At 59.2% G+C, this 26,121-nt stretch carries 11 protein-coding genes and 1 pseudogene; 9 read left to right on the top strand and 3 right to left on the bottom strand.

Features of this window, described 5'->3' with window-relative positions; genetic code table 11:
* Positions 1 to 111 precede the first annotated feature (111 nt).
* Together RBRH_RS08710 and RBRH_RS08705 are read right to left on the bottom strand one after the other, a co-directional pair.
* The gene (locus RBRH_RS08710) at positions 112 to 1,629 is read right to left on the bottom strand and encodes a hypothetical protein (protein WP_232509286.1); all 1,518 of its coding nucleotides are present in this window, start codon (positions 1,627 to 1,629) and stop codon (positions 112 to 114) included.
* 70 nt (positions 1,630 to 1,699) lie between these two features.
* Positions 1,700 to 2,596 (bottom strand): LysR family transcriptional regulator, encoded by an 897-nt coding sequence (locus RBRH_RS08705; RefSeq protein ID WP_013435818.1) that lies wholly within the window; start codon positions 2,594 to 2,596, stop codon positions 1,700 to 1,702.
* A 141-nt stretch (positions 2,597 to 2,737) separates the two neighbouring features.
* Between RBRH_RS08705 and RBRH_RS08700 the strand changes: the two genes are divergently transcribed.
* The 9 genes and pseudogenes from RBRH_RS08700 (at position 2,738) to RBRH_RS21095 (ending at position 25,081) form a co-directional block, all read left to right on the top strand.
* Complete coding sequence (locus RBRH_RS08700) at positions 2,738 to 2,947, top strand: tautomerase family protein (RefSeq protein ID WP_041753703.1); 210 nt, start codon at positions 2,738 to 2,740, stop codon at positions 2,945 to 2,947.
* Between the two features lies 1 nt (position 2,948).
* Positions 2,949 to 3,755: a 2-keto-4-pentenoate hydratase gene (locus tag RBRH_RS08695; RefSeq protein ID WP_041753702.1), complete on the top strand. Its 807-nt coding sequence runs from the start codon at positions 2,949 to 2,951 to the stop codon at positions 3,753 to 3,755.
* Positions 3,752 to 4,519: a 2-keto-4-pentenoate hydratase gene (locus RBRH_RS08690; RefSeq protein WP_013435815.1), complete on the top strand. Its 768-nt coding sequence runs from the start codon at positions 3,752 to 3,754 to the stop codon at positions 4,517 to 4,519. The genes RBRH_RS08695 and RBRH_RS08690 overlap by 4 nt, the downstream gene beginning before the upstream one ends.
* A gap of 60 nt (positions 4,520 to 4,579) precedes the next feature.
* Entirely contained in the window at positions 4,580 to 5,542 is a 963-nt protein-coding gene (locus RBRH_RS08685; protein ID WP_013435814.1) for an acetaldehyde dehydrogenase (acetylating), read from the top strand.
* Positions 5,539 to 6,549 (top strand): 4-hydroxy-2-oxovalerate aldolase, encoded by a 1,011-nt coding sequence (dmpG, locus tag RBRH_RS08680; RefSeq protein WP_041753701.1) that lies wholly within the window; start codon positions 5,539 to 5,541, stop codon positions 6,547 to 6,549. The genes RBRH_RS08685 and dmpG overlap by 4 nt, the downstream gene beginning before the upstream one ends.
* Positions 6,550 to 6,552: 3 nt before the next feature.
* Positions 6,553 to 6,696, top strand: a complete 144-nt coding sequence (locus RBRH_RS18955; RefSeq protein WP_013435812.1) for a hypothetical protein — start codon at positions 6,553 to 6,555, stop codon at positions 6,694 to 6,696.
* A 104-nt stretch (positions 6,697 to 6,800) separates the two neighbouring features.
* Positions 6,801 to 8,016 (top strand): annotated as a pseudogene (locus tag RBRH_RS18950) (IS3 family transposase).
* 465 nt (positions 8,017 to 8,481) lie between these two features.
* The gene (locus RBRH_RS08665) at positions 8,482 to 21,843 is read left to right on the top strand and encodes a non-ribosomal peptide synthetase (protein ID WP_049786408.1); all 13,362 of its coding nucleotides are present in this window, start codon (positions 8,482 to 8,484) and stop codon (positions 21,841 to 21,843) included.
* A complete protein-coding gene (locus RBRH_RS21095; protein WP_332415385.1) occupies positions 21,725 to 25,081 on the top strand; it encodes a non-ribosomal peptide synthetase in 3,357 nt (1,118 codons plus the stop codon). The genes RBRH_RS08665 and RBRH_RS21095 overlap by 119 nt, the downstream gene beginning before the upstream one ends.
* 191 nt (positions 25,082 to 25,272) lie before the next feature.
* Here RBRH_RS21095 and RBRH_RS08655 read toward each other — a convergent pair whose 3' ends face one another.
* Positions 25,273 to 26,034, bottom strand: a complete 762-nt coding sequence (locus RBRH_RS08655; protein WP_013435806.1) for an aspartate/glutamate racemase family protein — start codon at positions 26,032 to 26,034, stop codon at positions 25,273 to 25,275.
* Positions 26,035 to 26,121: the final 87 nt, after the last annotated feature.

The raw sequence follows: 26,121 nt of genomic DNA, 5'->3' as shown, positions 1-26,121 counted from the left end.
GCGCGGTTCATGTGGACAATGGAATCACAGTATTGCGGCAATGTCAATGATGGCTGGCCTAGCGTCAGCCTGACGTTGCAGCCGGCCAAGTTGTGCGTGCCGAAGCTGCTGTTAAGGCAACTCACTTTTGAGCCATGGCATACTGTTCCTGATTTGTGTCCGCGCCGCCTCAGAGAATTGATTGGTTTGTATAAAGCGGATAATCTCAGCCTTAACCAATGGCCATTGGTGAAAGTGCGGAGCTATTGGAGCGTTCTCCCGAAGCTTGCAAAGAAAGCGCGAGAACGTTGCCGCATCCACGCCATTGAGCAGACTTAACGCCTGCTGCCACACCCGCTGCGCCAGCGCATTATCCAAATTATGGAGATGGATATCGAAAAGCAATCCAAGCGCCACCTGCTCACGCTGTGCCGCGGGTACGCGCGCCAGCTGGGGCTCAATTAGCGCGAACTCCTGCGCACGTAGTTCGGGCGGCAACCTATAGAGTCCTTTTAGGAAACACTGCGGAGATCCCCACTCCTCGTCTGGCAGCGATAGGGCGGCTCCCCACTGATCGTCGGGCAGCGATAAGGCCCAATCGCGCAGCTCTGCGTAGATCGTGAATTGCTCCGCTGGCGGCAATCTCCAAATTTTACTCGCCAACGCGCCGACTGATGTGCCTTGATGAGACGGTGGCAGCTGCCGGGCCCGTTCGCGTAAAGCCGCATGCAGTTCAGGAATGTTCACGCGCCATTCTCTAGGTTTAAAATAAAATAATGCTTTGCACAATACCGGAATCAAGGCCGCTTGCTCAGGTATGCTTAACGATGGCAACCGAGAGAAAAGCGCCTGATAATACCCAAGAAACGCGTCGAATGGGCAAGTCCAGCTAGTCGCTAATGCGTATGCCAGTTCTGGCCAGAAATTTTCTTGTTCGGGCCCGCGCTGCGCTGCCATTGCGTGAACAAAGTCGAACAACTCCTGAAACTCGTGCCCAGACAATGCACGGTTATCGAAAAGATGACGTAACGTGAGCAGCATTACCTTTTGTATCCGCACGCCGTATTCTGGAAGGCGGTTCGCGGCCGAGAACACTCGCTTAAACGCGTCGACGCGCTCGGCCTGCGGCAATGTGCGCAGACGCCGGCGCAGCGACTCAATGGGCCCGACCTGCTGCGTTGGCTGGTGGAGCGTGCGCTCCATCTCATCGAGCAGCTGGTTGACTGACGCCAAGCTCGTGGCTTGATTAGCACGTTGCCAATAGTGCCAGACAAGCCGCCGGTCATACATTGAACGATACGTATGGCGATCGATTGCCGAGAAATGTCCTATGTCTTGAATGGGCACGTAGTCACCGATCCGCTGAATCACTTCGGGCGGTAGGTCCTGATAGGTGGTGGGCCCGGTGGCCGACCTGCCAGCCAGGGCACCGCTTGACGGCGTCAATGGCGGCGGCGTCGAGTCGGCGGGTGCCGGGCAGGCTGCCAACGCGCACAGATAGGTTTGCTGGTTGTTTAAAGCGGCGTTTAGATCAAAGTCCATTAGCAAGCTCGGTAAGAGGTCAGATACATGCAACGCGAAGCGATGCTGCACCATAAAATAGTCGAAAGCGAACAGATAGTCGATCTTCGCCCATTGCGTGTCACTCATCAGTCTGCGCACCATCCTGATTCCCGTTGAGAATCAAAATGGAAACACATTGATTGTGTGTTAACGACCCCTAGTGCTTGCCGGCATGGCGGCGTCGCCGGATCACGTCCAGGAATGCATGCAGAATCGGCGTATCGTCGTCGCGCCGATACAGGCAACTGAGTTCGATGTGGCGCATGCGTCGCGACTGCAACGGCCGGTAGGTGACGCCCGGCAAGCGCAGGTTGGCGGCAGAAGCCGTGGTGATGCAGACGCCGAACCGGCTGGCCACCAGCGCGATGCAGGTCACCACATCCTCCACCTCCTGTTCCACCCGCAACGTCACACGTGCTTGCTTAAAGGCGGCCGCGATTTCTTGGGCGAGCCCATGCACGGGCGCGTTCGGGTATAGGATCATCGGCTCGCCGTCCAGGTCGCGCAGTCGTATTCGCTCCTTCCTGCATAGCGGATGACCATCGTACAGCGCGACGAGGTACGGCTCCTCGAGTACTTTCTCGACGGCAATGTCGTCATCGTGTGGCACCAGCCGGTTGAAGCCGATCGTGATCCGGCGCTCGCGCAGCGCATCGAGCTGCTGGGCCTTGGTCAGATTGTGCAGTCCTATCTTAATCCGTGGCCGTTCGGTATGAAAGGTGGCGAGCAACTGCGGAATCACCTGCAGGACGCCGGAGCTGAAGATGCCCACGTCCAGTCGTCCGATCAGCCCCTGGCCGGCGAGTTGCGTCTGCTCGGTAGCTCTTTGGGCTAGCGCCAGGATGTTGGGCACTTCGGCGAGCAGCGTGCGTCCCGCCTCAGTCAACTCCGCGCCGCGCGCACTGCGCACGAACAGCGTGACGCCCAGCTGCGCCTCCAGGGCATGGATATGTCGCGTCAATGGTGGCTGCGCAATATGCAGACGCTGGGCGGCGCGTCCGAAATTGCGTTCCTGTGCGACTGCGAGGAAGTACCGCATTTGCTTCAGATCCATCGTTCGCATCCCGTTATGTCATACCGTTTTGGTATCGTAACGTAAAAAAACAGTATTGGACGGTATGTCCGGCGGTTGGCAAGATCGTTACCGTGTTGGCGCGTCCGCGCCTGGTGGGCTCAGTATTTCAAGGGAAGTTCGATGCCAATCGTACATATCTCGCTGGTCGAGGGCCGCAGTGAAGCAGCGGTCAAGGCTTGCGTCAAGGCGGTCGCCGTCACGGTGCACGAGACGCTTGGCGCACCGCTGCAGAGCATTCGTGTGTATGCAACCCAAGTGCCGGCCGTGCACTGGGCGATCGGTGCGCACACGAAGGACGAAGCGGCTGCGCAGCCGGAGCGGAGGGCCTGACATGACGCCCCAACAGATCCAGCAGGCGGCCGCGGCGCTGCGCATGGCGGCCAGCAGCGGCGAGTACATTGCACCACTTCGTGACACCTGGCCGTCGTTGTCGATCGATTCGGCCTACGCAATCCAACGTGAGAACACTGAGTGGCGTATCGCGCGCGGGCAGCGCGTGATCGGCTGCAAGATCGGCCTCACGTCGGTCGCGGTGCAGCAGCAACTCGGCGTGGACCAGCCCGACTTCGGCATGCTGTTCGATGACATGGCTTTTGGCGACGGCGAGCCGATTCCCACGTCGGTGCTCGCGCAACCGAAGGCCGAGGCCGAAATCGCGTTCATCATCGGTAAGGATATTGAGGCGGTTCGTCCCAGTCATGTGGACGTGCTGCGCGCCATCTACTATGCGTTGCCGGCGATTGAGATCGTCGGCAGCCGCATCGCGAATTGGAATATCCGAATCACCGATACGATTGCCGACAACGCGTCGTCGGGGGCTTTTGTGCTAGGCAATACGCCGGTAAGCGTTGCCGCGTTCGATATGCGGTTGTGCGGCATGGTGATGGAGCGCCGCGGCGAGCCGGTGTCGGTCGGCGCAGGCGCCGCATGCCTGGGCAGCCCCGTCAACGCACTCGTGTGGCTCGCCCGCACGATGGCGGCCTTGGGCACGCCGCTCAAGGCCGGCGACCTAGTGTTGTCCGGTGCGCTCGGGCCGATGGTCCCGATCGTGCCCGGCGACGTTGTCCAAGCTCGCATCAATAATGTTGGTTCCGTGCGGGCAGTTTTTGAACGTGATTCGAACGAGGCCCATCGATGAGCTTCATTACTGAATACGCCACACTGCTCGATACGGCGGCGCGCGACGCGCACGAGGTCGAGCAGTTCGATCTCGACGCTCGTCTGTCGTTGGAGGACGCCTACGCGATTCAGGCCGCGTCAATTGCGCGGCGGCTCGAGCGCGGCGAGCGCAGGGTGGGCGTGAAGATGGGTTTTACGAGTCGCGCGAAGATGCTTCAGATGGGATTGTCCGACGTGATCTGGGGCAGGCTGACCTGCGCCATGCAGCTCGAGGAAGGCGCATCGGTGTCGTTCAGGCGCTTCGTGCATCCGCGCGTGGAGCCGGAAATCGCATTTCTGCTCAAGCGGCCGCTGGCCGCAGATGTGACGGCCCCTGCGGCGTTGGCCGCCGTGGAGGCGATCGCGCCGGCGATCGAGGTTATCGATTCGCGCTACAAGAACTTCAAGTTCACGTTGCCCGAGGTGATTGCTGACAACGCCTCGTCCAGTGGCTTTGTGATTGGCGCGTGGTGTGATCCGCACATCGACTTCTCGAACCTGGGCTTGACACTGAACATTGACGGACAGGTCAAGCAAGTCGGCTCGAGCGCGGCATTGCTCGGCCACCCGTTGCGTTCGCTGGTGGCGGCCGCGCGCTTGTCCGCGCAGGCCGGCGAGCCGCTGCAAGCCGGTTGGATCGTGATGGCGGGTGGCGCGACTTCGGCCGAGTACATCGCGCCGGGTCAGTATGTGTCGATCGACATCGAGCGGCTGGGCAGCGCCGGATTCCACGTGGCCGACTAAGCGGCGCATGCTTCGCAGCGCGCGCCACTTAGCAAGAAACCGTACGATTGGGGCACAAGCATGACGCAAAAGGTGAAGGTCGCCATTATCGGCTCGGGCAATATCGGCACCGACCTGATGATCAAGGTGATGCGCAACGGCAAGCACCTACAGATGGGTGCGATGGTGGGCGTCGATCCGCAGTCCGACGGGTTGGCGCGGGCTGCGCGGCTCGGCGTAGCGACAACTGCGCGGGGCATCGATGGATTGCTCGAGCTGGATGTGTTTGACGACGTCGACATCGTGTTCGACGCGACGTCTGCCGCCGCGCATGCGCGGCACAATGAGATCCTGCAGGCCCATGGCGTGCAGGTGATCGACCTGACGCCAGCCGCGATTGGGCCATTCGTGATTCCGGCGATTAACCTGCAGGCCGAGACCGCGTCGAACATCAATATGGTCACGTGCGGCGGCCAGGCGACAATACCGATCGTGGCGGCGGTCTCGCGCGTAGCTAAGGTTCACTATGCGGAAATTGTTGCGTCGATCGCCAGCAAGTCCGCGGGACCCGGCACGCGCGCGAACATCGACGAATTCACCGAGACCACGCGCCGCGCGATCGAGTCGTTGGGCGGTGCCACGCGCGGCAAGGCAATCATTGTCCTCAATCCGGCGGAGCCGCCGCTGATCATGCGCGATACGGTGTTTGTGCTGTCCGAGCACGTCGATACGCAGCGGGTCGAGCAAAGCATCGAGCAAATGGTGCAAAGCGTACAAGCCTACGTGCCGGGATACCGGCTCAAACAGAAGGTCCAATTTGATGAGATTGTGCCGCAGCGTCCACTGAACGTGCCCGGCATCGGACTCGCGCATGGTCTGAAGACGTCCGTGTTCCTGGAGGTCGAAGGCGCGGCGCACTATTTGCCGTCGTATGCCGGCAATCTAGACATCATGACATCGGCCGCGCTTGCATGCGGCGATTTGATCGCGCGCCGCCGCCTCGACACGGGCATGGCGCGCGGCCATCGGGAGACCGCACAATGAGCCACACCGGCAAGAAACTGTATATCTCCGACGTGACGTTGCGCGACGGCAGTCACGCCATACGGCACCAGTACAGCGTGGAGAACGTGCGCGCGATCGCGGCCGCGCTGGACCGTGCCGGCGTGGACAGCATTGAGGTCGCGCATGGCGACGGGCTGCAAGGCTCTAGCTTCAACTATGGATTTGGCGCGCACAGCGACGTTGAATGGATCGAGGCCGCCGCGCAAAGCGTGACGAGGGCCCAAATCGCCACGCTGCTGTTGCCTGGCATCGGCACGATCCACGACCTGCGCAATGCGTACGACGCCGGCGCACGTATCGTGCGCGTGGCGACGCACTGTACCGAGGCCGATGTCTCGCGACAACACCTGGAGTACGCCCGGGAACTGGGCATGGACCCGGTCGGTTTCCTGATGATGAGCCACATGACCACGCCGCAGAAGCTGGCCGAGCAAGCGCTGCTGATGGAAAGCTATGGCGCGAGCTGTATCTATGTGGTCGACTCCGGTGGCGCGCTCGGCATGAACGACGTGCGTGACCGGTTCCGCGCGCTGAAGGAGGTGTTGCGTGCCGATACGCAGACCGGCATCCACGCGCACCATAACCTGAGTCTTGGCGTGGCCAATTCGCTGGTTGCGCTCGAAGAAGGATGTGACCGCATCGATGCGAGCCTAGCCGGAATGGGTGCCGGGGCGGGCAATGCGCCGCTCGAGGTATTCATTGCGGCTGCTGACAAGCAGGGCTGGAACCACGGTTGCGACCTGTACCAGCTGATGGACGCAGCCGATGACCTGGTGCGGCCGTTGCAAGACCGTCCGGTGCGCGTCGATCGCGAAACGCTTGCGCTTGGCTATGCCGGCGTGTATTCGAGTTTTCTGCGTCATGCTGAGGTGGCCGCTCAGAAGTACGGCCTGAAGACCGTTGACATTCTGGTTGAACTTGGCCGCCGCAAGATGGTGGGCGGCCAGGAAGACATGATCGTCGACGTCGCGCTTGATCTTCGCTAGGCCGTGCACCCGAATACCGACGGCCCGACGTTGCACAACGTCACGCCGAGCCAAGCCTGGGAATTGATGTCCAGTCATTTCGGATTTCAGTTTGACGCGCAAATTTCCGATGTGTTGCACGAGGTGCTTGCGTTGCCGCGGCGCTGAACAGCTTAACACCTCAGCCTGCCTCACTCTTGCGAAAAAAGCCAGTACTTGATGTGAACTGCACCTCAAAAGTTGGACGCCAATCCAACCTTTGGGGTGTCTTCATGGCGAAGTACACGGAGCAGTTCAAGTTATCGATCATCGAGGAGTATGAATCTGGCCAAGCAGGACTGCGCGACATGGCTCGTCGGCATGGCGTAGATGAAGCGACGATACGCAAGTGGGTACACGGGGTACCGGGTGCATGGCGCCGTCAGCGTCAAGCGCAAGTACGAGCGCTATAGCCGAAAGCTCAAGCTGCTTGTTCTGCAGCAAATCCGTAGCGAAGGCCTATCAGATCGCAAAGCGGCTGCGCGGTTCGATATTCGCAACCGTACCGTCATCGGCCTGAGGAAACGTCAGTATGATGAGGGGGACGTAGATGCATTGTCGCAACGCCCGCCAGCATGCTCCAAGAAGATGCCCGAACAGCCGACCACAGCGCCCCCTTCGCCCGATGGCGACACACGCACTCGTTAGGAGTTACTCGATGAGTTGAATTACTTGCGCATGGAGAACGCGTATCTAAAAAAGCTCGAAGCTTTGGCTCAAGCGCAGCAACAAGCAGCGCAACGCAAAAAGCGCAAATCGTGCTCGAGCTAAGGCAGCAGTACCCTCTGGAAGGCTTGCTAAAGCTCGCCGGCTTGGTGCGCAGCACGTTTTATTACCAGCAAAAGGCGCTGAGCACCGCCGACAAGTACGCTGAGTTGAAGACCAAGATCCTTACACTGTTCGAGCAGCACAAGGGCCGCTATGGCTATCGGCGTATCACGCTCGCGCTGCGCAACCTTGGGCAAGTCATCAACCACAAGACCGTTCAGCGTCTGATGCATGAACTGCGGCTAAAATCTCTAGTGCGCGTCAAGAAATACCGTTCCTACCAGGGCAGCGTTAGTCGCGTTGCGCCTCATGTCTTGCAGCGTCAGTTCCATGCTCAGCGTCCAAACGAAAAGTGGGCGACCGACGTCACCGAATTCAATGTGGGCGGGCACAAGCTTGACCTTTCGCCGGTGCTGGACTTGTACAACGGCGAGATCGTCGCTGACGAGACCAGCCGCCGTGCGGCGTTCGAGATGGTGAGCACGATGCTCAAAAAGGCGCTGGCGTGATTGACGCGGCACGCTCAAGTCCGAGCTCTTCCATCTTGAGCGCTTGCGCAACCTAGATGAACTGCAGTTCAGTCTGGCACGCTACATCCACGACTACAACCACGATCGCATCAAACTCAAACTAAAAGGGCTGGGTCCTGTGCAATACAGGACCCAGCCCAGACAGCCCTAGCTTTCCGAAACTGTCCAACTTTGCGGGGTCGGTTCAGATGTCGGGAGAGCTTCTTCCTGAACGCCTCACGCCCCTGATTATCGCGTCAACGAATACATCCTATGAAATATCCAGATCGATCACGGTAGCTACGCAATCCATAAGGATTCCTTGTCTCATATTGGTTTAACGCCGCTCGCTACCCGGCTAGACGGATTATGCTGCTGTGGTTGGGGTGGGTGGAGTCCATTGCATTACGATAACTGCGGTGCACAATGAATTGAACCAAGCAGCTAAAAGATGCAGCCCTGGCCGAAGTTGCACCTGATAAGCAATTTTGCGCCAAGGTAAGCCGGGTAAAGGTTACATTACAGGCCGCTGACGTACAATATGCCCCGAACCTTGACGGTACCTCAATACGTGGGGGAGGGGCGAACCACGTATCTTAAATCAAATAAATCTTTTATCTAAATTGGAGATAAATTGATGGCTGTTAGCGCGACACCCCTTGCGACGTATTCGCTTTCTTCTGAGCAAAAGGAAATTTGGCTCGCGCAGCAGCTTCATCCAGACGTTCCAGCCGACAACATTGCCCAATACACAGTGATCAAAGGCGCGATTGATCCGGCTGTGTTTGAAGCCGCATTGTGCCAAGTCATCGGAGAGGTGGACAACCTGCGCTTGCAATTTGTCGATAGTAGCGAGGGGCTGCGGCAGGCAATTGGATTACCCGGATGGTCGATGCCGATGTTGGATCTTAATACAGAGGCTAATCCTCACACAAGCGCGCAAGCCTGGATGCGCGCCGATTATGAGCAGCCGGTGGATCTCGTGCAAGGCCCGCTCTTTTGCTATGCGTTACTGAAAGTCGCTTCTGAACAATGGATTTGGTATCAGCGTTACTGCCATATCATCATAGATGGCTATGGCGCTGTGCTCATCGCGCAACGCGTCGCGCAGGTGTACAGCGCAATGCGCGCAGGCAAGAAGCCTGAGCCGTGTGCGTTTGGCTTGGGTCTGCAGCTGTTGGACAGCGATACGCAGCAGGCGGCCGCTCAGCGAGAACGAGACGAAGCGTATTGGCTCAAGCAATGCGCCGATTGGGCAGAGCCCACGATGCTGGTGAGTCGTGCCGCACCACTCTCGCAGCACCGGCTGCGCCAAACAGCTTACCTGCCGACTCAGGCGCTGGGGGACTTTATGTCAGATACAGGTCGGTTAGCCCAAATTCTTACAGTTGCGCTGGCCGTGTATTTGCATCGGATGACCGGCGTGCAGGACGTGGTGCTGGGCTTGCCAGTGACGGCTCGCTTGGGCGCGGATCGGTACATCCCCGGCACGCTGGCGCATGATATCCCGCTGCAGTTCACAATCCAGTCGGGAATGAACTTGTCATCATTGCTGCAGCAAGCCGCGCAGCAGATCCAGCGCGGCTTCCGATATCAAAGCTACCCGAGCGAGGCGCTACGGTGCCGATTGGGGCTGCCTCCAGGACAAGCGCTATTCGGTGCCACGGTTAATGTGATGCCGTTCGACTACGATATGTCGTTCGATGGTTACCCGTCGACGAACCATAATCTGCTCAATGGTCCAGTTGACGATCTGGTGCTCGATGTCTATTGGGTCCCGGACAGTAGTCAATTACGGATCGACTTTAACGCGAATCCCGCATGCTATACGGTGAAAGAGCTCGACGCGCATCAGCGTCGGTTCGTTCGGTTCGTGCACGCGCTGGCTGCGAATGCAACGCAACCGATTGGCCGGATCGATCTGCTCGATGCTGAAGAGCGGCATCGGCTGCTGGTGGAGTGGAACGCGACGCAACAGGATTATCCATCGCACTGGTGTATTCACCAATTGTTCGAAGCGCAGGTCGAGCGCACGCCGGATGCAACGGCATTGGTCTATGAGGATCAGACGCTGAGCTATGCGCAATTAAACGATAAGACAAACCAGCTGGCGCATTACCTGCGTGCCTTAGATGTAGGTCCGGAAGTCGTGGTGGGACTATGCGCCGAGCGCTCGCTTGAGGCAATCATTGGCCTATTAGGCATTCTGAAGGCGGGCGGCGCGTATTTGCCGCTGGATCCCAGCCATCCGGCCGAGCGCTTAGCATCTATGTTGCGCCAGGCGAGCGTCGCGGTGTTGGTGACGCAATCCCACCTTGAAGCGAGGCTGCCTGAAATCCAGGCACGACGTATTGATCTGGATATGGACTGGGCCAAGATTGCCGCGTGTCCCAAGACACGACTGGACAGTGGAGTCACCGCCGAGCATCTTGCTTACATTATCTATACCTCAGGTTCGACAGGGCAGCCTAAAGGGGTGATGCATTCGCATCGTGGCGTTGTCAATTATTTAAGTTTTCTGACTCGCCATTACGCCATCACGTGTGCGGATACTATTTTAAATATTACGGGTCTTGCCTTTGACCCCTGTGTGCGCGACTTGTTTGGTCCGTTGGCAGCAGGCGCGCGCGTGATCATCGTGCCCAATGAGCAGGCGAAAGAGCCAGGCTGTTATCTATCAGCGATTCGCGAAAGGTCGGTGACGAAACTGCTGAGTATCACACCAAGCTTTTTGCATAGTCTTTGTGAAACCGTACCGAAGGGCCCCATTGCATCGTCGTTGAATACTATCCTGACCTCTGGTGAGCCGCTAGAGGCAAGTGTATGTGAACAGGTACACAAGGCGTTTGGCCGTCAAGTAACGGTGGTCAATCAATACGGTCCCAGCGAATGCACGATGGCGTCAACGTGGTTCAAGGCCGACGCCCAGCAGGAAGGAAGGGTGCCGATCGGTCGGCCGGTGCCCAATGTGCGAGTTTATGTGCTGGGGCAGCATTTGGAGCTTATGCCACCAGGAGTGACGGGCGAGTTGTATATTGCGGGCGCGGGGGTGGCGCGCGGCTATATCAACCAACCTGAACTGAGTGCCGAACGCTTTATACCGAGCCCATTTAGCTCCGGCGAACGGCTATACCGGACAGGTGACCTGGCAAGATGGCGCTCGGATGGGCAGTTGGAATATATGGGCCGCGTGGATCAGCAAATCAAGATTCGGGGCTTTCGCATCGAACCCGGCGAAATCGAAGCGGCATTGGTCAAGCATCCGAGCATCGCGCAGTCAGTGGTGGTGTCGCGCGAGGATCATCCGGGTGACAGACGTTTGGTGGCCTATTGGGTCGCGGCTGACGATGGTGCGATGACACCGGTCGAACTCAAAGCCTATCTTAGCCAAACGCTGCCGGATTACATGGTGCCGGTCGCGTTCGTGCAGCTTAAAACGTTGCCTTTGACACTGAGTGGCAAGCTGAACCAGCGTGCGCTGCCGGCGCCGGATGGCGCGGCTTTTGCGCTGCAAGTGTATGAAGCGCCACAAGGTGAGCTCGAGACCACGCTAGCGGCGATCTGGAGCGAGTTGCTGGGTGTCAAACGAGTCGGTCGGCACGATAATTTCTTCGCGTTGGGTGGTCATTCGCTGCTCGCAATACGGTTAATCGAGCGATTGCGGCGTGTTGATTTTGAGTTATCGGTGCGCACGTTGTTCGATACACCGGTGCTCAGCGTTCTGGCCCAGTCGTTGGGTCAGCATCGCGACGTGGCGGTGCCAGCGAATCGCATCACGCGTGAGACGACGGCGCTCACACCAGACTTGCTGCCGCTGATCGAGCTGACGCAGGCCGAGATTGACCGGATCGTTCAACAGGTGCCCGATGGTGTCGCGAACATCCAGGATATCTATGCGTTGTCACCATTGCAAGACGGCATCCTGTTTCACCATCTGTTGGCCACTGACGGGGATCCGTACCTGGCGATTGCGCAGCTGGCTTTTGACACGCGCGAGCGGCTTGATCAGTATCTGGCTGCCGTTCAGCAGGTCATCAACCGGCACGACATTCTGCGCACCGCGTTTGTGTGGGAAGGGCTGTCCACGCCCGCGCAAGTGGTGTGGCGGCAGGCGCCGCTTTCGGTGACCAAACTTGCGCTGGAGGCGAAGGAGGGGCCGATTGCCGAGCAGTTGGCGCGACGCTTCGATTCGCGTCATACGCAGCTGGACCTGACGCAAGCGCCGCTGCTGCGTTTTGCGATTGCACAAGATACCGATGGCCGGTGGTTAGCGGTCCAGCTGCTGCATCACTTAATTGGCGATCACTCGACGCTGGAGGTGATGCACGCGGAGGTGCGTGCGTTTATCGAAGGTGAAGGTGAAACGCTGTCAGCAGCACAACCGTTCCGTAACCTGGTGGCGCAGGCGCGCCTGGGTGTCAGTCAAACTGGGCATGAGCGTTTCTTCACCGAGCAACTTGCGGATATTGAGGAGCCGACGCTGCCATTTGGGCTCACGGACGTGCATCGAGACGGCGTACAGGTTGCCGAAGCGTACTGGATGCTGCCCCAAGCACTGAACGATCGGCTGCGCGCGCACGCCAAGCGGTTAAGCGTAAGTTTGGCCAGCCTGTGCCATCTGGCGTGGGCGCAGGTGCTTGCACGCGCCAGTGGCCAACAGCGCGTGGTGTTCGGCACGGTGCTATTCGGGCGGATGCAAGCGGGGGAGGGCGCCGACAGCGCGATGGGCCTGTTTATCAATACGCTGCCGCTGCGGGTAGACCTCGATAGCAGTGTGGAGGCAGCGGTGCGTGCGACGCATGCGCGGCTGGCGGCGCTGCTCGAGCATGAGCATGCGTCATTGGCGCTGGCACAGCGCTGTAGCGGGGTGCCGGCGGGCACGCTCCTGTTCAGTGCGCTGCTCAATTATCGGCACAATGCGGTTAGCACCGGTGAGAGCGGCAGGCTGCCGGGCGTTGAACTCTTGAGCGAGCAGGAGCGCACCAATTACCCATTGACACTGTCGGTCGAAGATTTCGGTCAAGCGCTGGGACTGACGGCGCAGGTGGTGACGTCGCTAGACCCGGATCAGGTGTGCGGGTATATGCAGCAGGTGCTAGAGAGTCTGGCTGAGGCACTGGAGACGACACCCGAGTGGCCGGTCGAGCAGTTGGAGGTGCTACCTAAAGAGGAGCGCACCTTACTGTTTGAGACGTGGAACGCGACGCAGCAGGACTATCCGGCGCATCAATGCATTCATCAATTGTTCGAAGCGCAGGTCGAGCGCACGCCCCTGGCGCCGGCGTTGGTGGTTGAAGAGCGGACGCTGAGCTACGCGCAGCTCAATGCACAGGCGAATCGCTTGGCGCATCAGTTGATCGAGTTGGGCGTTAAGCCCGATGCGCGCGTGGCGATCTGTGTCGAACGCAGCCCGGCGATGGTGGTGGGGCTGTTGGCGATTCTGAAGGCGGGTGGGGCGTATGTGCCGCTCGACCCAAGCTATCCGGGCGAGCGGCTCGCGCATATCCTCACGGATGCGGCGCCGGACATTGTGTTGGCCGATGCGGTGGGTCGGGCCGCTCTCGGTGAGGCGACGCTCGCGTCGCGCACGGTGCTCGATCCGAATGTATTGCCGGCGCGGGCGGACACCAATCCGTCGGTGCTGGCACTGACGTCCCGCCATCTCGCGTATGTGATCTATACGTCCGGTTCCACGGGTATGCCCAAGGGCGTGATGGTCGAGCATCGCTCCATTGCCCGACTGGTCATCAACAATGGTTATCTCGATGTCGGGGCTGCTGATCGTGTGGCGCTTGCAGCCAACCCAGCATTTGACGCGAGTACTTTTGAAATCTGGGCTCCGCTACTCAACGGTGCCACGGCTGTCGTTATCAATCGCGATACGGTGCTCAATCCCGCTGCTTTTGCTCAAACCTTGCAGGAACAGCGCATTAGCATCTTGTGGCTCACCGTTGGGCTGTTTAATCAGTCGTTTATAGAGCTAGGGCCGATTTTCCCTCAACTCAAGGCGTTGATTGTAGGAGGGGATGCACTGGATGCCAGCGTGGTGGCGCAAGTGCTAAAGGGTACGCCACCGCGGCAACTGATTAACGGGTATGGCCCGACCGAAAGTACGACGTTTGCAACGACGTATAGAATTAACGCTATTCGGGAAGACATCGTCAGTATCCCAATTGGCCGACCGATTGCGAACACGCGCATTTACCTGCTCGACCGCTACGGTCAGCCGGTGCCACTGGGCGCAGTGGGTGAGCTGTATATTGGCGGCGCGGGGGTCGCGCGTGGCTATCTGAATCGTCCCGAGCTGACGGCCGAGCGCTTTGTGCGCGACCCGTTCTCGGACGAGCCCAATGCACGGATGTACAAGACCGGGGATTTGGCGCGGTATTTGCCCGATGGAAACTTGGAATTCCTCGGTCGCAACGACCATCAAATCAAGATCCGCGGCTTTCGCATTGAGCCCGGTGAGATCGAGGCATGCTTGGCTCAGCATACGCTGGTGCGCGACGCGGTGGTATTGGCAACAGGCGAAGGCCAAGATAAACGGCTGGTCGCGTATGTGGTGGCCAATCCCGATGACGCGTTAGCAGGTATCTTGCGCACGCATGTGGCGGCAGCGTTGCCTGATTACATGGTGCCCAGTGCGTTCGTTCAGCTTGACGCATTCCCTCTGACACCGAACGGCAAGCTGGATCGGCGGGCATTGCCGGCGCCCGATGCACAAGCGTTCGCGCATCAAGCGTACGAGGCGCCGCAGGATGAATTGGAGACCACGTTAGCAGCAATCTGGTCCGAGCTGTTGGGCGTGGAGAGAATCAGCCGACACGACAGCTTCTTCGCGTTGGGCGGCCATTCGCTGCTGGCAGTGCGCTTGATGAACCGAGTGGCCATGCTGGGCATCGTATTGCCGCTGGCCACGTTGTTTGCTGCGCCGACGCTGGCCGGGTTAGCCGCGGCATTGAATGCGCACCGCACGGACCGTGCCGTGCTGCCCGTGATCACGCCGGTGTCGCGTGACGGTGCACTGCCGTTGTCGTTCGCGCAGCAACGGCTGTGGTTCCTTGCACAGCTCGATGGTGCGAGCGACTCGTATCATATCTCGCTGGCACTGCGGCTGCGCGGCACGCTTAACGTCACCGCGTGGCAGCTGGCACTGGATGCGCTATTTGCGCGTCACGAAGCGCTGCGCTCGGTGTTCGTTAGCGTTGACGGTCAGCCGCAGGTGCAGCTGTTGCCCGCCGAGACGGGCGTGCCGATGGCCTGGCATGACCTGCGCGGCGTGTCTGATGCGCAGGCGCAGTTGGTGCGACTGAACGCCGAGGCGGCCCAAGCGCCGTTCGATCTGGCCCGTGGCCCGCTCGCGCGTGCGTGCGGGATGCAGTTGGCCGATGACGAGTACGTGATGCTGCTCGTGCAGCACCATATCGTGTCGGATGGCTGGTCGGTCGGGGTGCTGGTGCGTGAATTGAATACGTTGTATCGCGCCGCCTGTGGTGAGTCGGCCGATCCATTGCCGGCGCTGACGATCCAATATCAGGATTATGCGGTGTGGCAGCGGCAGTGGCTCACGGGTGAGCGGCTTGAGGCGCAAAGCGCGTACTGGCGCACGCAGCTGGCCGGTGCCCCGGTGTTGCTGGCGCTACCGACTGACCGGCCGCGTCCGGCGCAGCAATCGTTTGCGGGGGCCTGTGTACCGATTCGGATCGATGCGCAGACAACCCATGAGCTCAAGCGTTTGAGCCAAGCGCAAGGTGCGACGCTATTCATGACAGTGCTCGCGGCATGGAGTGCGGTGCTCGCGCGGCTGTCGGGACAAGAGGATCTGGTCATTGGCACGCCCAGCGCCAATCGCCACCATCCTCAGATTGAGCCATTGATTGGCTTCTTTGTGAATACGCTGGCGTTGCGCCTGGATGTGTCCGGCGAGCCGAGCGCGGCGCAGTTGCTCGAGCGGGTGCGGCGCACGACGCTGGAGGCGCAAGCGCATCAGGATATGCCGTTTGAGCAAGTGGTGGAGATTGTGCAGCCACCGAGGCGGCTCGAGCATACGCCGCTGTTCCAGGTGATGTTCGCGTGGCAGAACAACGAGCGTGCCGTGTGGGATCTGCCGGCGTTAGAAGTCACGCCAGCGGACTTGGCTTATGATGTAGCCAAATTCGATTTAGACCTGCACCTATATGAAGCAGGTGGGGAGATTGTCGGCGGGCTGAATTATGCGACGGCGCTGTTCGATCGAGCGACGATTGAGCGACACGTCGGGTATTTGCAGACGATGCTGCAGGCGATGGCTGCTGACGCAGCGTATCCGGTGACGCGCGTTGAATTGCTATCGCCGGCCGAGCGTACGTTGCTGCTGCAGACGTGGAACGCGACGCAGCGGGACTATCCGGCGCACCAATGCATTCACCAGTTGTTCGAAGCGCAGGCCGAGCGCATGCCTGAAGCCATAGCATTGGTGTACGAAGACCAAGCATTAAGCTACACGGAGCTCAATGCGCGGGCGAATCGCTTGGCACATCAGCTCATTGAACTGGGTGTTGTGCCGGATGCCCGGGTGGTGATCTGCGTGCAGCGCAGCCCGGCGATGGTGGTGGGGCTGCTGGCGATTCTGAAGGCGGGTGGTGCGTATGTACCACTCGATCCAGCGTATCCAGGCGCGCGGCTCGCGCATATTCTCGCCGATGCGGCGCCGGACATTGTGTTGGCCGATGCAGCGGGCCAGGCGGCGCTGGGTGAGGCGGCCTTGGCTCATCGCACGGTGCTCGATCCGAACAGGCTCCCGGCGCAGCGGGAGACTAATCCGTCGGTACCGGCACTGACGTCCCGCCATCTTGCGTATGTGATCTATACGTCCGGTTCCACGGGTATGCCCAAGGGCGTGATGGTCGAGCATCGCTCCATTGCCCGACTGGTCATCAACAATGGTTATCTCGATGTTGGGGCTGCTGATCGTGTGGCGCTTGCAGCCAACCCAGCATTTGACGCGAGTACTTTTGAAATCTGGGCTCCGCTACTCAACGGTGCCACGGCTGTCGTTATCAGTCGCGACACGGTGCTCAATCCCGCTGCTTTTGCTCAAACCTTGCAGGAACAGCGCATTAGCATCTTGTGGCTCACCGTTGGGCTGTTTAATCAGTTGTTTATAGAACTAGGGCCGGTTTTTCCGCAACTCAAGGCGTTGATTGTAGGAGGGGATGCACTGGATGCCAGCGTGGTGGCGAAAGTGTTAAAGGGTATGCCACCTCAGCAACTGATTAACGGGTATGGCCCAACCGAAAGTACGACGTTTACAACGACGTATAGAATTAACGCTATTCGGGAAGGCATCGTCAGCATTCCTATTGGCCGGCCGATCGCGAACACGCGCATTTACCTGCTCGACCGCTACGGTCAGCCGGTGCCGCTGGGCGCGGTGGGGGAGCTGTATATTGGTGGCGCCGGGGTGGCACGCGGCTATTTAAATCGCCCCGAATTGACGGCCGAGCGTTTTGTGCACGATCCGTTCGCCTCTGAACCCTATGCGCGGATGTACAAGACAGGGGACCTGGCGCGGTATTTACCGGACGGTAACTTGGAATTCCTGGGCCGCAATGATCATCAAGTCAAGATCCGGGCCTTTCGCATTGAGCTCGGTGAGATCGAGACATGCTTGGCTCAGCATACGCTGGTGCGCGACGCGGTGGTATTGGCAACAGGCGAAGGCCAAGATAAACGGCTAGTCGCGTATGTGGTGGCCGATCCCGATGACGCGTTAGCGGGCACGTTGCGCACGCATGTGGCGGCCGCGTTGCCTGAGTACATGGTGCCCAGTGCATTCGTGCGACTCGATGCATTGCCGCTGACACCGAACGGCAAGCTGGATCGGCGAGCGTTGCCAGCACCCAGCGCTGACGCGTTTGCGCACCAGGCGTATGAGGCACCGCAGGGCGAGCTCGAGATCACGCTGGCTCAGATTTGGTCCGAATTGCTCGGTGTGGAGCCGGTCGGTCGGCATGACAATTTCTTCGCGCTCGGTGGCCATTCGCTGCTCGCGGTGCGCTTAATGAATCGGGTAGCTGCGCTGGGCATCGCATTGCCGCTAGCGACGTTGTTTGCTGCACCCACATTGGCCGGCTTGGCTGCGGTACTCGAGGCGCAACGCGCGTCAGACGGTGCGGTGCTACCCGCGATCACGCCGGTCTCGCGTGACGGTGCACTGCCGCTGTCGTTCGCGCAGCAACGGCTGTGGTTTTTTGCGCAGCTCGATAGTGCGAGCGATACGTATCATATGCCGATGGCATTGCGCCTGCGCGGTACATTGAACCCCATCGCGTGGCAACAAGCACTGGATGCGCTATGGGCGCGTCACGAAGCGCTGCGCTCGGTGTTCGTCAGCGTTGACGGTCAGCCGCAGGTGCAGCTGTTGCCCGCCGAGACGGGGATGCCGATGACCTGGCATGACCTGCGCGGCGTGTCTGACGCGGCTACTCAGCTTGTCCAACTCAGCGCCGAGGCCGCCCAAGCGCCGTTCGACCTGGCCTGTGGCCCGCTGATGCGCGCGTGCGGCATTCAAGTGGCCGATGACGAATACGTGATGCTACTCGTGCAGCACCATATCGTGTCGGATGGCTGGTCGGTCGGGGTGCTGGTGCGCGAATTGAATACGTTGTATCGCGCGGCCTGTGACGGACAGACGGATCCGCTGCCGGCACTGACGATCCAATATCCGGATTATGCGGCGTGGCAGCGTCAGTGGCTCTCGGGTGAGCGGCTTAAGGCGCAAAGTGAGTACTGGCGCACGCAGCTGGCCGATGCACCGGTGCTGCTGACGTTGCCGACCGACCGACCGCGCCCGGCGCAGCAATCGTTTGCCGGCGCGCATGTGCCAATTCGGATCGATGCGCAGACAACCCGTGAGCTCAAGCGTTGGAGCCAAGCGCAAGGCGCGACGCTATTCATGACGGTGCTGGCCGCGTGGAGCGCGGTGCTCGCGCGGTTGTCGGGGCAAGACGATCTGGTCATTGGCACGGCCAGTGCCAATCGTCACCATCCTCAGATTGAGCCATTGATTGGCTTTTTTGTGAACACGCTGGCGTTGCGCCTGGATGTGTCGGGCGAGCCGAGCGCCACACAGCTGCTTGAGCGGGTGCGGCGCACGGCACTGGAGGCGCAAGCGCATCAGGACTTGCCGTTCGAGCAGGTGGTGGAGATTGTGCAGCCGCCGAGGCGGCTTGATCATACGCCGCTGTTTCAGGTGATGTTCGTGTGGCAGAGCAACGAGCGCGGCACGTGGGCCTTGCCGGGGCTGGAGGTCACGTCCGCTGGCCGGGATCACGAGGTGGCCAAGTTCGATTTGAACCTGCACATGCATGAAGCCGGTGGAGAGATGATCGGCGTTCTGCACTATGCGACGGCGTTGTTCGATCACGCGACGATCGAGCGGCACGTCGGCTATCTGCAAACGATGTTGCAGGCGATGGCCGCTGACACATCGCACCCGGTGACGCGCGTCGAATTGCTGTCGCCGGCCGAGCGCACGTTGTTACTGCAGACGTGGAACGCGACGCAGCGGGACTATCCGGCGCACCAATGTATTCACCAGTTGTTCGAAGCGCAGGTGGAGCGCACGCCGGATGTGACGGCATTGGTCTATGAGGATCAGACGCTTAGCTATGCGCAATTAAACGAGAGGGCAAACCAACTGGCGCATTACCTCCGTACCTTAGATGTGGGTCCGGAAGTCGTGGTGGGACTATGCGCCGAGCGCTCGCTTGAGGCAGTCATTGGCCTATTAGGCATTCTGAAAGCGGGCGGTGCATATTTGCCGCTGGATCCAAGCCATCCTGCCGAGCGCTTAACGTCTATGTTGCGCCAGGCGAGCGTCGCGGTCTTGGTGACGCAATCCCATCTTGAAGCGAGGCTGCCTGAAATCCAGGCACGACGTATTGATCTGGATATGGATTGGGCCAAGATTGCCGCGTGTCCCAAGACACGACTGGACAGTGGAGTCACCGCCGAGCATCTTGCTTACATTATCTATACCTCAGGTTCGACAGGGCAGCCTAAAGGGGTGATGCATTCGCATCGTGGCGTTGTCAATTATTTAAGTTTTCTGACTCGCCATTACGCCATCACGTGTGCGGATACTATTTTAAATATTACGGGTCTTGCCTTTGACCCCTGTGTGCGCGACTTGTTTGGTCCGTTGACAGCAGGCGCGCGCGTGATCATCGTGCCCAATGAGCAGGCGAAAGAGCCAGGCCAATATATATCGGTGATTCGCGAAAGGTCCGTGACGAAACTGTTGAGTATCACGCCAAGCCTTTTGCGTAGTCTTTGTGAAAGTGTACCGAAGGGTCCCATTGCATCCTCGTTGAACACTATCTTGACCTCTGGTGAGCCGCTAGAGGCGAGTGTATGTGAACAGGTGCATAAGGCGTTTGGCCTTCAAGTAACAGTGGTCAATCAATACGGTCCAAGCGAATGCACGATGGCGTCAACGTGGTTCAAGGCCGACGCCCAGCAGGAAGGAAGGGTGCCGATCGGTCAACCTGTGCCCAATGTGCGAGTTTATGTGCTGGGGCAGCATTTGGAGCTCATGCCGCTAGGCGTGAAGGGCGAGTTGTATATTGCGGGCGTGGGGGTGGCGCGTGGCTATATCAACCAACCTGAACTGAGTGCCGAACGCTTTATACCGAGCCCATTTGGACCCGGCGAACGGCTATACCGAACGGGCGACGTGGCAAGATGGCGCTTGGATGGGCAGTTGGAATATATCGGCCGCGTAGATCAGCAGATCAAGATTCGGGGCTTTCGTATTGAGCTTAGCGAAATCGAAGCGGCATTGGTCAAGCATCCGAGCATCGCGCAGTCAGCGGTGGTGTCACGCGAGGATCATCCGGGTGACAGACGCTTGGTGGCCTATTGGGTTGCGGTTGATGGTGGAGCGATGACACCGGTCGAACTCAAAGCCTATCTCAGCCAAACGCTTCCGGATTACATGGTGCCGGTCGCGTTCGTGCAGCTTAAAACGTTGCCTTTGACATTGAGCGGCAAGCTGAACCCGCGTGCGCTGCCGGCGCCGGATGGCGCGGCTTTTGCGCTGCAAGTGTATGAGGCGCCACAGGGCGAGCTCGAAACTGCGTTGGCTCAGATTTGGTCCGAATTGCTTGGGGTCAATCCGATCGGCCGGCACGATAATTTCTTCGCGCTCGGGGGGCATTCATTGCTCGCGGTGCGCTTGATGAACCGGATGGCCGTGCTGGGCATCGCATTGCCGCTGGCGACGCTGTTTGCTGCGCCGACGCTGGCCGGGTTAGCCGCGGCATTGGATGCGCAACGTACGGACAGCGCCGTGCTGCCAGTGATCACGCCGGTGTCGCGTGACGGTGCGTTGCCACTGTCGTTCGCGCAGCAACGGCTGTGGTTCCTCGCGCAACTCGACGGCGCGAGCGACTCGTATCATATGTCGATGGCATTGCGCCTGCACGGCACGCTTAATGTCACTGCGTGGCAGCAAGCGCTGGATGCGCTGTTTGTGCGTCACGAAGCGCTGCGCTCGGTGTTCGTCAGCGTTGACGGTCAGCCGCAGGTGCAACTGTTGCCCGCCGAGGTGGGGGTGCCGATGGCCTGGCATGATCTGCGCGGCGTGCCGGATGCGCAGGCGCAGTTGGTGCGCCTGAGCGCTGAGGCGTCCCAAGCGCCGTTCGACCTGGCCCGTGGCCCGCTCATGCGTGCGTGCGGGATGCAGTTGGCTGACGACGAATACGTAATGCTGCTCGTGCAGCACCATATCGTGTCGGATGGTTGGTCAATCAGCGTGATGGTGCGCGAATTGAATACGTTGTATCGCGCCGCCTGCGGTGAGCCGGCCGATCCATTACCGGCGCTGACGATCCAATATCCCCGATTATGCGGCCTGGCAGCGACAGTGGCTCTCGGGCGAGCGGCTACAAGCGCAAAGCGAATACTGGCACACGGCGCTGGCCGATGCACCGGTGCTGCTGGCGCTGCCCACTGACCGGCCACGCCCGGCGCAGCAATCGTTTGCGGGGGCACGGGTGCCGATTCGGATTGATGCACCCATCACGCGAGCCTTGAAGCGTTTAAGCCAAGCCCAGGGCGCGACGCTATTTATGACGGTGCTGGCGGCGTGGAGCGCGGTGCTCGCACGCCTGTCGGGGCAAGACGATCTGGTCATTGGCACGCCGAGCGCCAATCGTCACCATCCTCAGATTGAGCCGCTGATTGGCTTCTTTGTGAACACGCTGGCGCTGCGTGTGGATGTGTCGGGTGCGCCGAGCCCGGCGCAGTTGCTCGAGCGGGTACGGCGCACGACGTTGGAGGCGCAAGCGCATCAGGACTTGCCATTTGAGCAGGTGGTGGAGATTGTGCAGCCGCCGCGTCGGCTCGAGCATACGCCGCTGTTTCAGGTGATGTTCGCGTGGCAAAACAACGAGCGTGCCGTGTGGGATCTGCCGGAGCTGGAAGTCACGCCAGCGGACTTGGCTGATGGCGTGGCCAAGTTCGATCTGGACCTGCACCTATATGAAGCAGATGGGGAGGTTGTCGGCTGGCTGAATTATGCGACGGCGCTGTTCGATCGCGCGACGATCGAGCGACACGTCGGGTATTTGCAGACGATGTTGCAGTCGATGGCCGCTGACGACCAGCATCCGGTCACGCGTGTTCAGTTGCTGACGTCGGCTGAGCGTACGTTATTGCTCGAGACGTGGAACGCGACGCAGCAAGACTATCCGTCACACCAATGTATTCACCAGCTATTTGAAGCGCAAGTGGAGCGCACGCCACAGGCGACAGCACTGGTCTATGAGGAGCAGACGCTCAGCTACGCTCAGTTGAATGCGCAAGCGAATCGCTTGGCACATCAGTTGATTGAGCTGGGTGTTGTGCCCGATGCACGAGTGGCGATCTGTGTGGAGCGCAGTCCCGCGATGGTGGTGGGGCTATTGGCGATTTTGAAAGCGGGCGGAGCGTACGTGCCGCTGGATCCGGCGTATCCAGGTGCGCGGCTCGCGCATATTCTCACGGATGCGGCACCGGACATTGTGCTGGCCGATGCGGCGGGCCGGGCGGCGCTGGGTGAGGCGGCCTTGGCTCATCGCACGGTGCTGGACCCAAACACGCTGCCGAAGCAGGCGGACACGAACCCCTCGTTGCCTGCGCTGACGTCCTGTCATCTTGCGTACGTGATCTATACATCCGGTTCCACTGGCATACCAAAAGGTGTTTTGGTCCAGCACAGTAGTGTAGTCAACCATGGAATAGTGGTGGCGCAGCGACTTGAACTGAGTTCGCGAGATCGCCTTTTGCAATTTTCTTCGTTATCTTTCGATGCATCAGTCGAAGAAATTTTTTGCACTTTATGCTATGGCGCAACGTTAGTTTTGAGAACGGATGCTTGGCTGGCAGACGCCAAGCAATTTTGGGATTTTTGCGAAGCAAACCGCGTAAGCTTGGTAGACCTACCCACTCAGTTCTGGGCACAATTAATTCAGGAAAAAGTTGCTGTTGCAAACAGCGTACGTGCGATTCTCATTGGCGGAGACACATTAAGCGTATCGGCACAAAGTGCATGGTTAGCAGGAGGCCATCAGGCGCGCTTATTGAATACTTATGGTCCGACTGAAACAACGATTATCGTTACGATATATGAAATAGTAGGTGATAGTGATCACTGGCGCTGCATCGGTCGTCCGATCGCAAACACGCAGATTTATCTATTGGATAGCTACGGTCAGCCGGTACCGTTGGGCGCGGTGGGTGAATTGTATATTGGGGGTGCGGGTGTGGCGCGTGGCTACCTGAACCGCCCGGAACTGACCGCCGAGCGCTTTGTGCACGATCCGTTCTCTCGAGATCCCAACGCGCGGATGTACAAGACGGGCGATTTGGCGCGTTATTTACCCGATGGCAATTTAGAGTTTCTGGGCCGCAATGACCATCAGGTGAAGATCCGGGGCTTTCGGATTGAATTGGGCGAGATCGAGGCGCGCCTGGTTCAGCAGCCGCAGGTGCACGAGGCGGTGGTGCTGGCCATGGGCGAGGGCCAAGATAAACGCTTGGTAGCGTATGTGGTGGCCGAGCCCGATGAGGCGTTAGCGGGCACCTTTCGTACGCATGTAGCGGCAACGCTGCCTGAGTACATGGTGCCTAGCGCGTTTGTGCGGCTCGATGCGTTGCCGCTCACGCCCAATGGCAAGCTAGATCGGCGCGCGTTGCCGGCACCGGACGCGCAGGCGTTTGCGCACCAGGCGTACGAGGCGCCGCAGGGCGAGTGCGAGACCACGCTGGCCGAGATTTGGTCCGAGCTGCTCGGCGTGGAGCAAGTGAGCCGACACGATAATTTCTTCGCACTGGGGGGACATTCGCTGCTCGCGGTGCAGATGATCAGTCGGAGCCGCACCGCTTTGGGTATCTCCATTCCGATGCCTGTCCTGTTCGAAGCACCGACCCTTGCCGTGCTAGCGCAGCGTGTATCGGCACAAGAGAACGTGCAGGATGAGTCCTTTGCTGTGCTACTGCCGATTCAACCTCATGGCGCCCGACCTGCGCTTTTCTGTGTCCATCCTGTCACTGGGCTAAGTTGGCACTATCGAGGCCTGGTGAGTCATTTGGAGGCAGATCAACCGATCTATGGTCTACAAGCTCGTGGACTCGACGGTGGCTCGTTGCCTGCCGTCACGATCGAAGCGATGGCGATAGACTATATTCAGCAAATCCGCCGTATTCAACCATGCGGGCCTTACTACCTGCTAGGTTGGTCATTTGGCGGAAAAGTGGTCCATAGCATGGCAACGCAGCTTGAACAACAGGGTGAGCGGGTTGCGTTGCTAGCGGTGCTCGATGCGACGCCAGATTATGTGCAATGGGATAATAAGCCAGAGATCAACGAAGACGATTTTTATCATCTGTTTGTACGCCACGCTGCAGGCAGTCTGTCGGAAGCCGGCCGCTATTTGTGGGAGAAAACCCGTGCAGTGCTGCAAAATAATATGCAGCTTGTTCAACGTTTTTCGCCACGTATTTACAGTGGCGATATGTTGTTTTTCAGGGCGACAATGGCACGAGATGCATTGACTCAACCCATTTCACCGGAGGTATGGCAGCCTTACGTAATGGGTAATATTGAGGTTTACGACATTGCCTGCCAACATTACGACATGGAGTTGCCCGCGCCTACTGCACAGATTGGTTGCATTCTAAGACATAAACTGAATGTGCTACAGGCGGCATGATTAACACTGCCGCTCTGGACCTGCCGGTCGAGTCAGTGCGTGAATTGGGCTGAGCATGGCTACTGCCAGTATGGGCCTGATTGGGTGGCGCAAGGGGACAGTTCCCTTGCGCTCCCACGGACAAGTTAGAAAATGAGTAGGCATATTGTCGGTAGGCGGTGGGCTTATTGGCCGCTCGATGGTACGCCAGATCAACCCATTCTAAATCGTAGCCTAAGGCGTGTCTCTACCTCCTGATCAGGCATCGATTGAGCCCGCCACCACTGCACGCAAGCTTCAGCTAGGCAGGATACCGAATCGATCAAATGAATGCCTCGGATTCCCGCAGGCACCACCATTGGCAGCTCGGTGCAACCTAGAATCACAGCGTCGGCGTGCAACGCACCGCATGCCGCAAGTGAGCGGGCCAGTTGAGCCGACGCGCCGGGAAGATCGCCTGCTTTGCTCAGGGAGATGGCGGCACTTGTTAGCTCGACGATCTCATCGTCAGGTTCGATGAGATGCACGCCGGCATCATTCAATGCGTGATCGTACAATCGATAACGGATCGTGGAGCGCGTGCCTAGCACGATTGCGCTCCCTGCTCCTGAGAGCGCAGTTTGCCGCGCGGTCGCGGAGATCATATCAATGAACGGAATCCGCAAAGCCGCTGCGAATTCATCGCACCAGTAGTGAGCGGTGTTGCACGCAATGGCGACGGCGCCGCATCCCGCGCGCGCTAATTGCGCAAGACGCGCATGGATCATTGTCGGGACAATCGTGTCGCCGTTCTCGATTGCAGTGGAGCGGTCCGGAATTTCTGGACAGGAAAGCAGTAGAAAGGGGACATGGTCTTGATCGACCTGCGCACCCGCACGTTGAGCCAGTAGCCGCAAAAAGTATGCGGTCGCCTCGCTGCCCATACCTCCTAAAATGCCAAGGCGATCTTTTCCAAACGAAGCATCCGTCCTCATCTACCCATCCTTAAATGTCGACGCCGTGACGCTTGACGACAGTCTTTATCCTGACGCCCCCAAACCTCTTGCAAAAAAATGAGCGTT

Origin of the sequence: Mycetohabitans rhizoxinica HKI 454, from assembly GCF_000198775.1 — a bacterium.
GTDB classification, from domain to species: Bacteria; Pseudomonadota; Gammaproteobacteria; order Burkholderiales; family Burkholderiaceae; genus Mycetohabitans; species Mycetohabitans rhizoxinica.
Note: the sequence above shows the minus strand (reverse complement) of the source record. Positions and strands in the feature narration are given on the sequence as shown.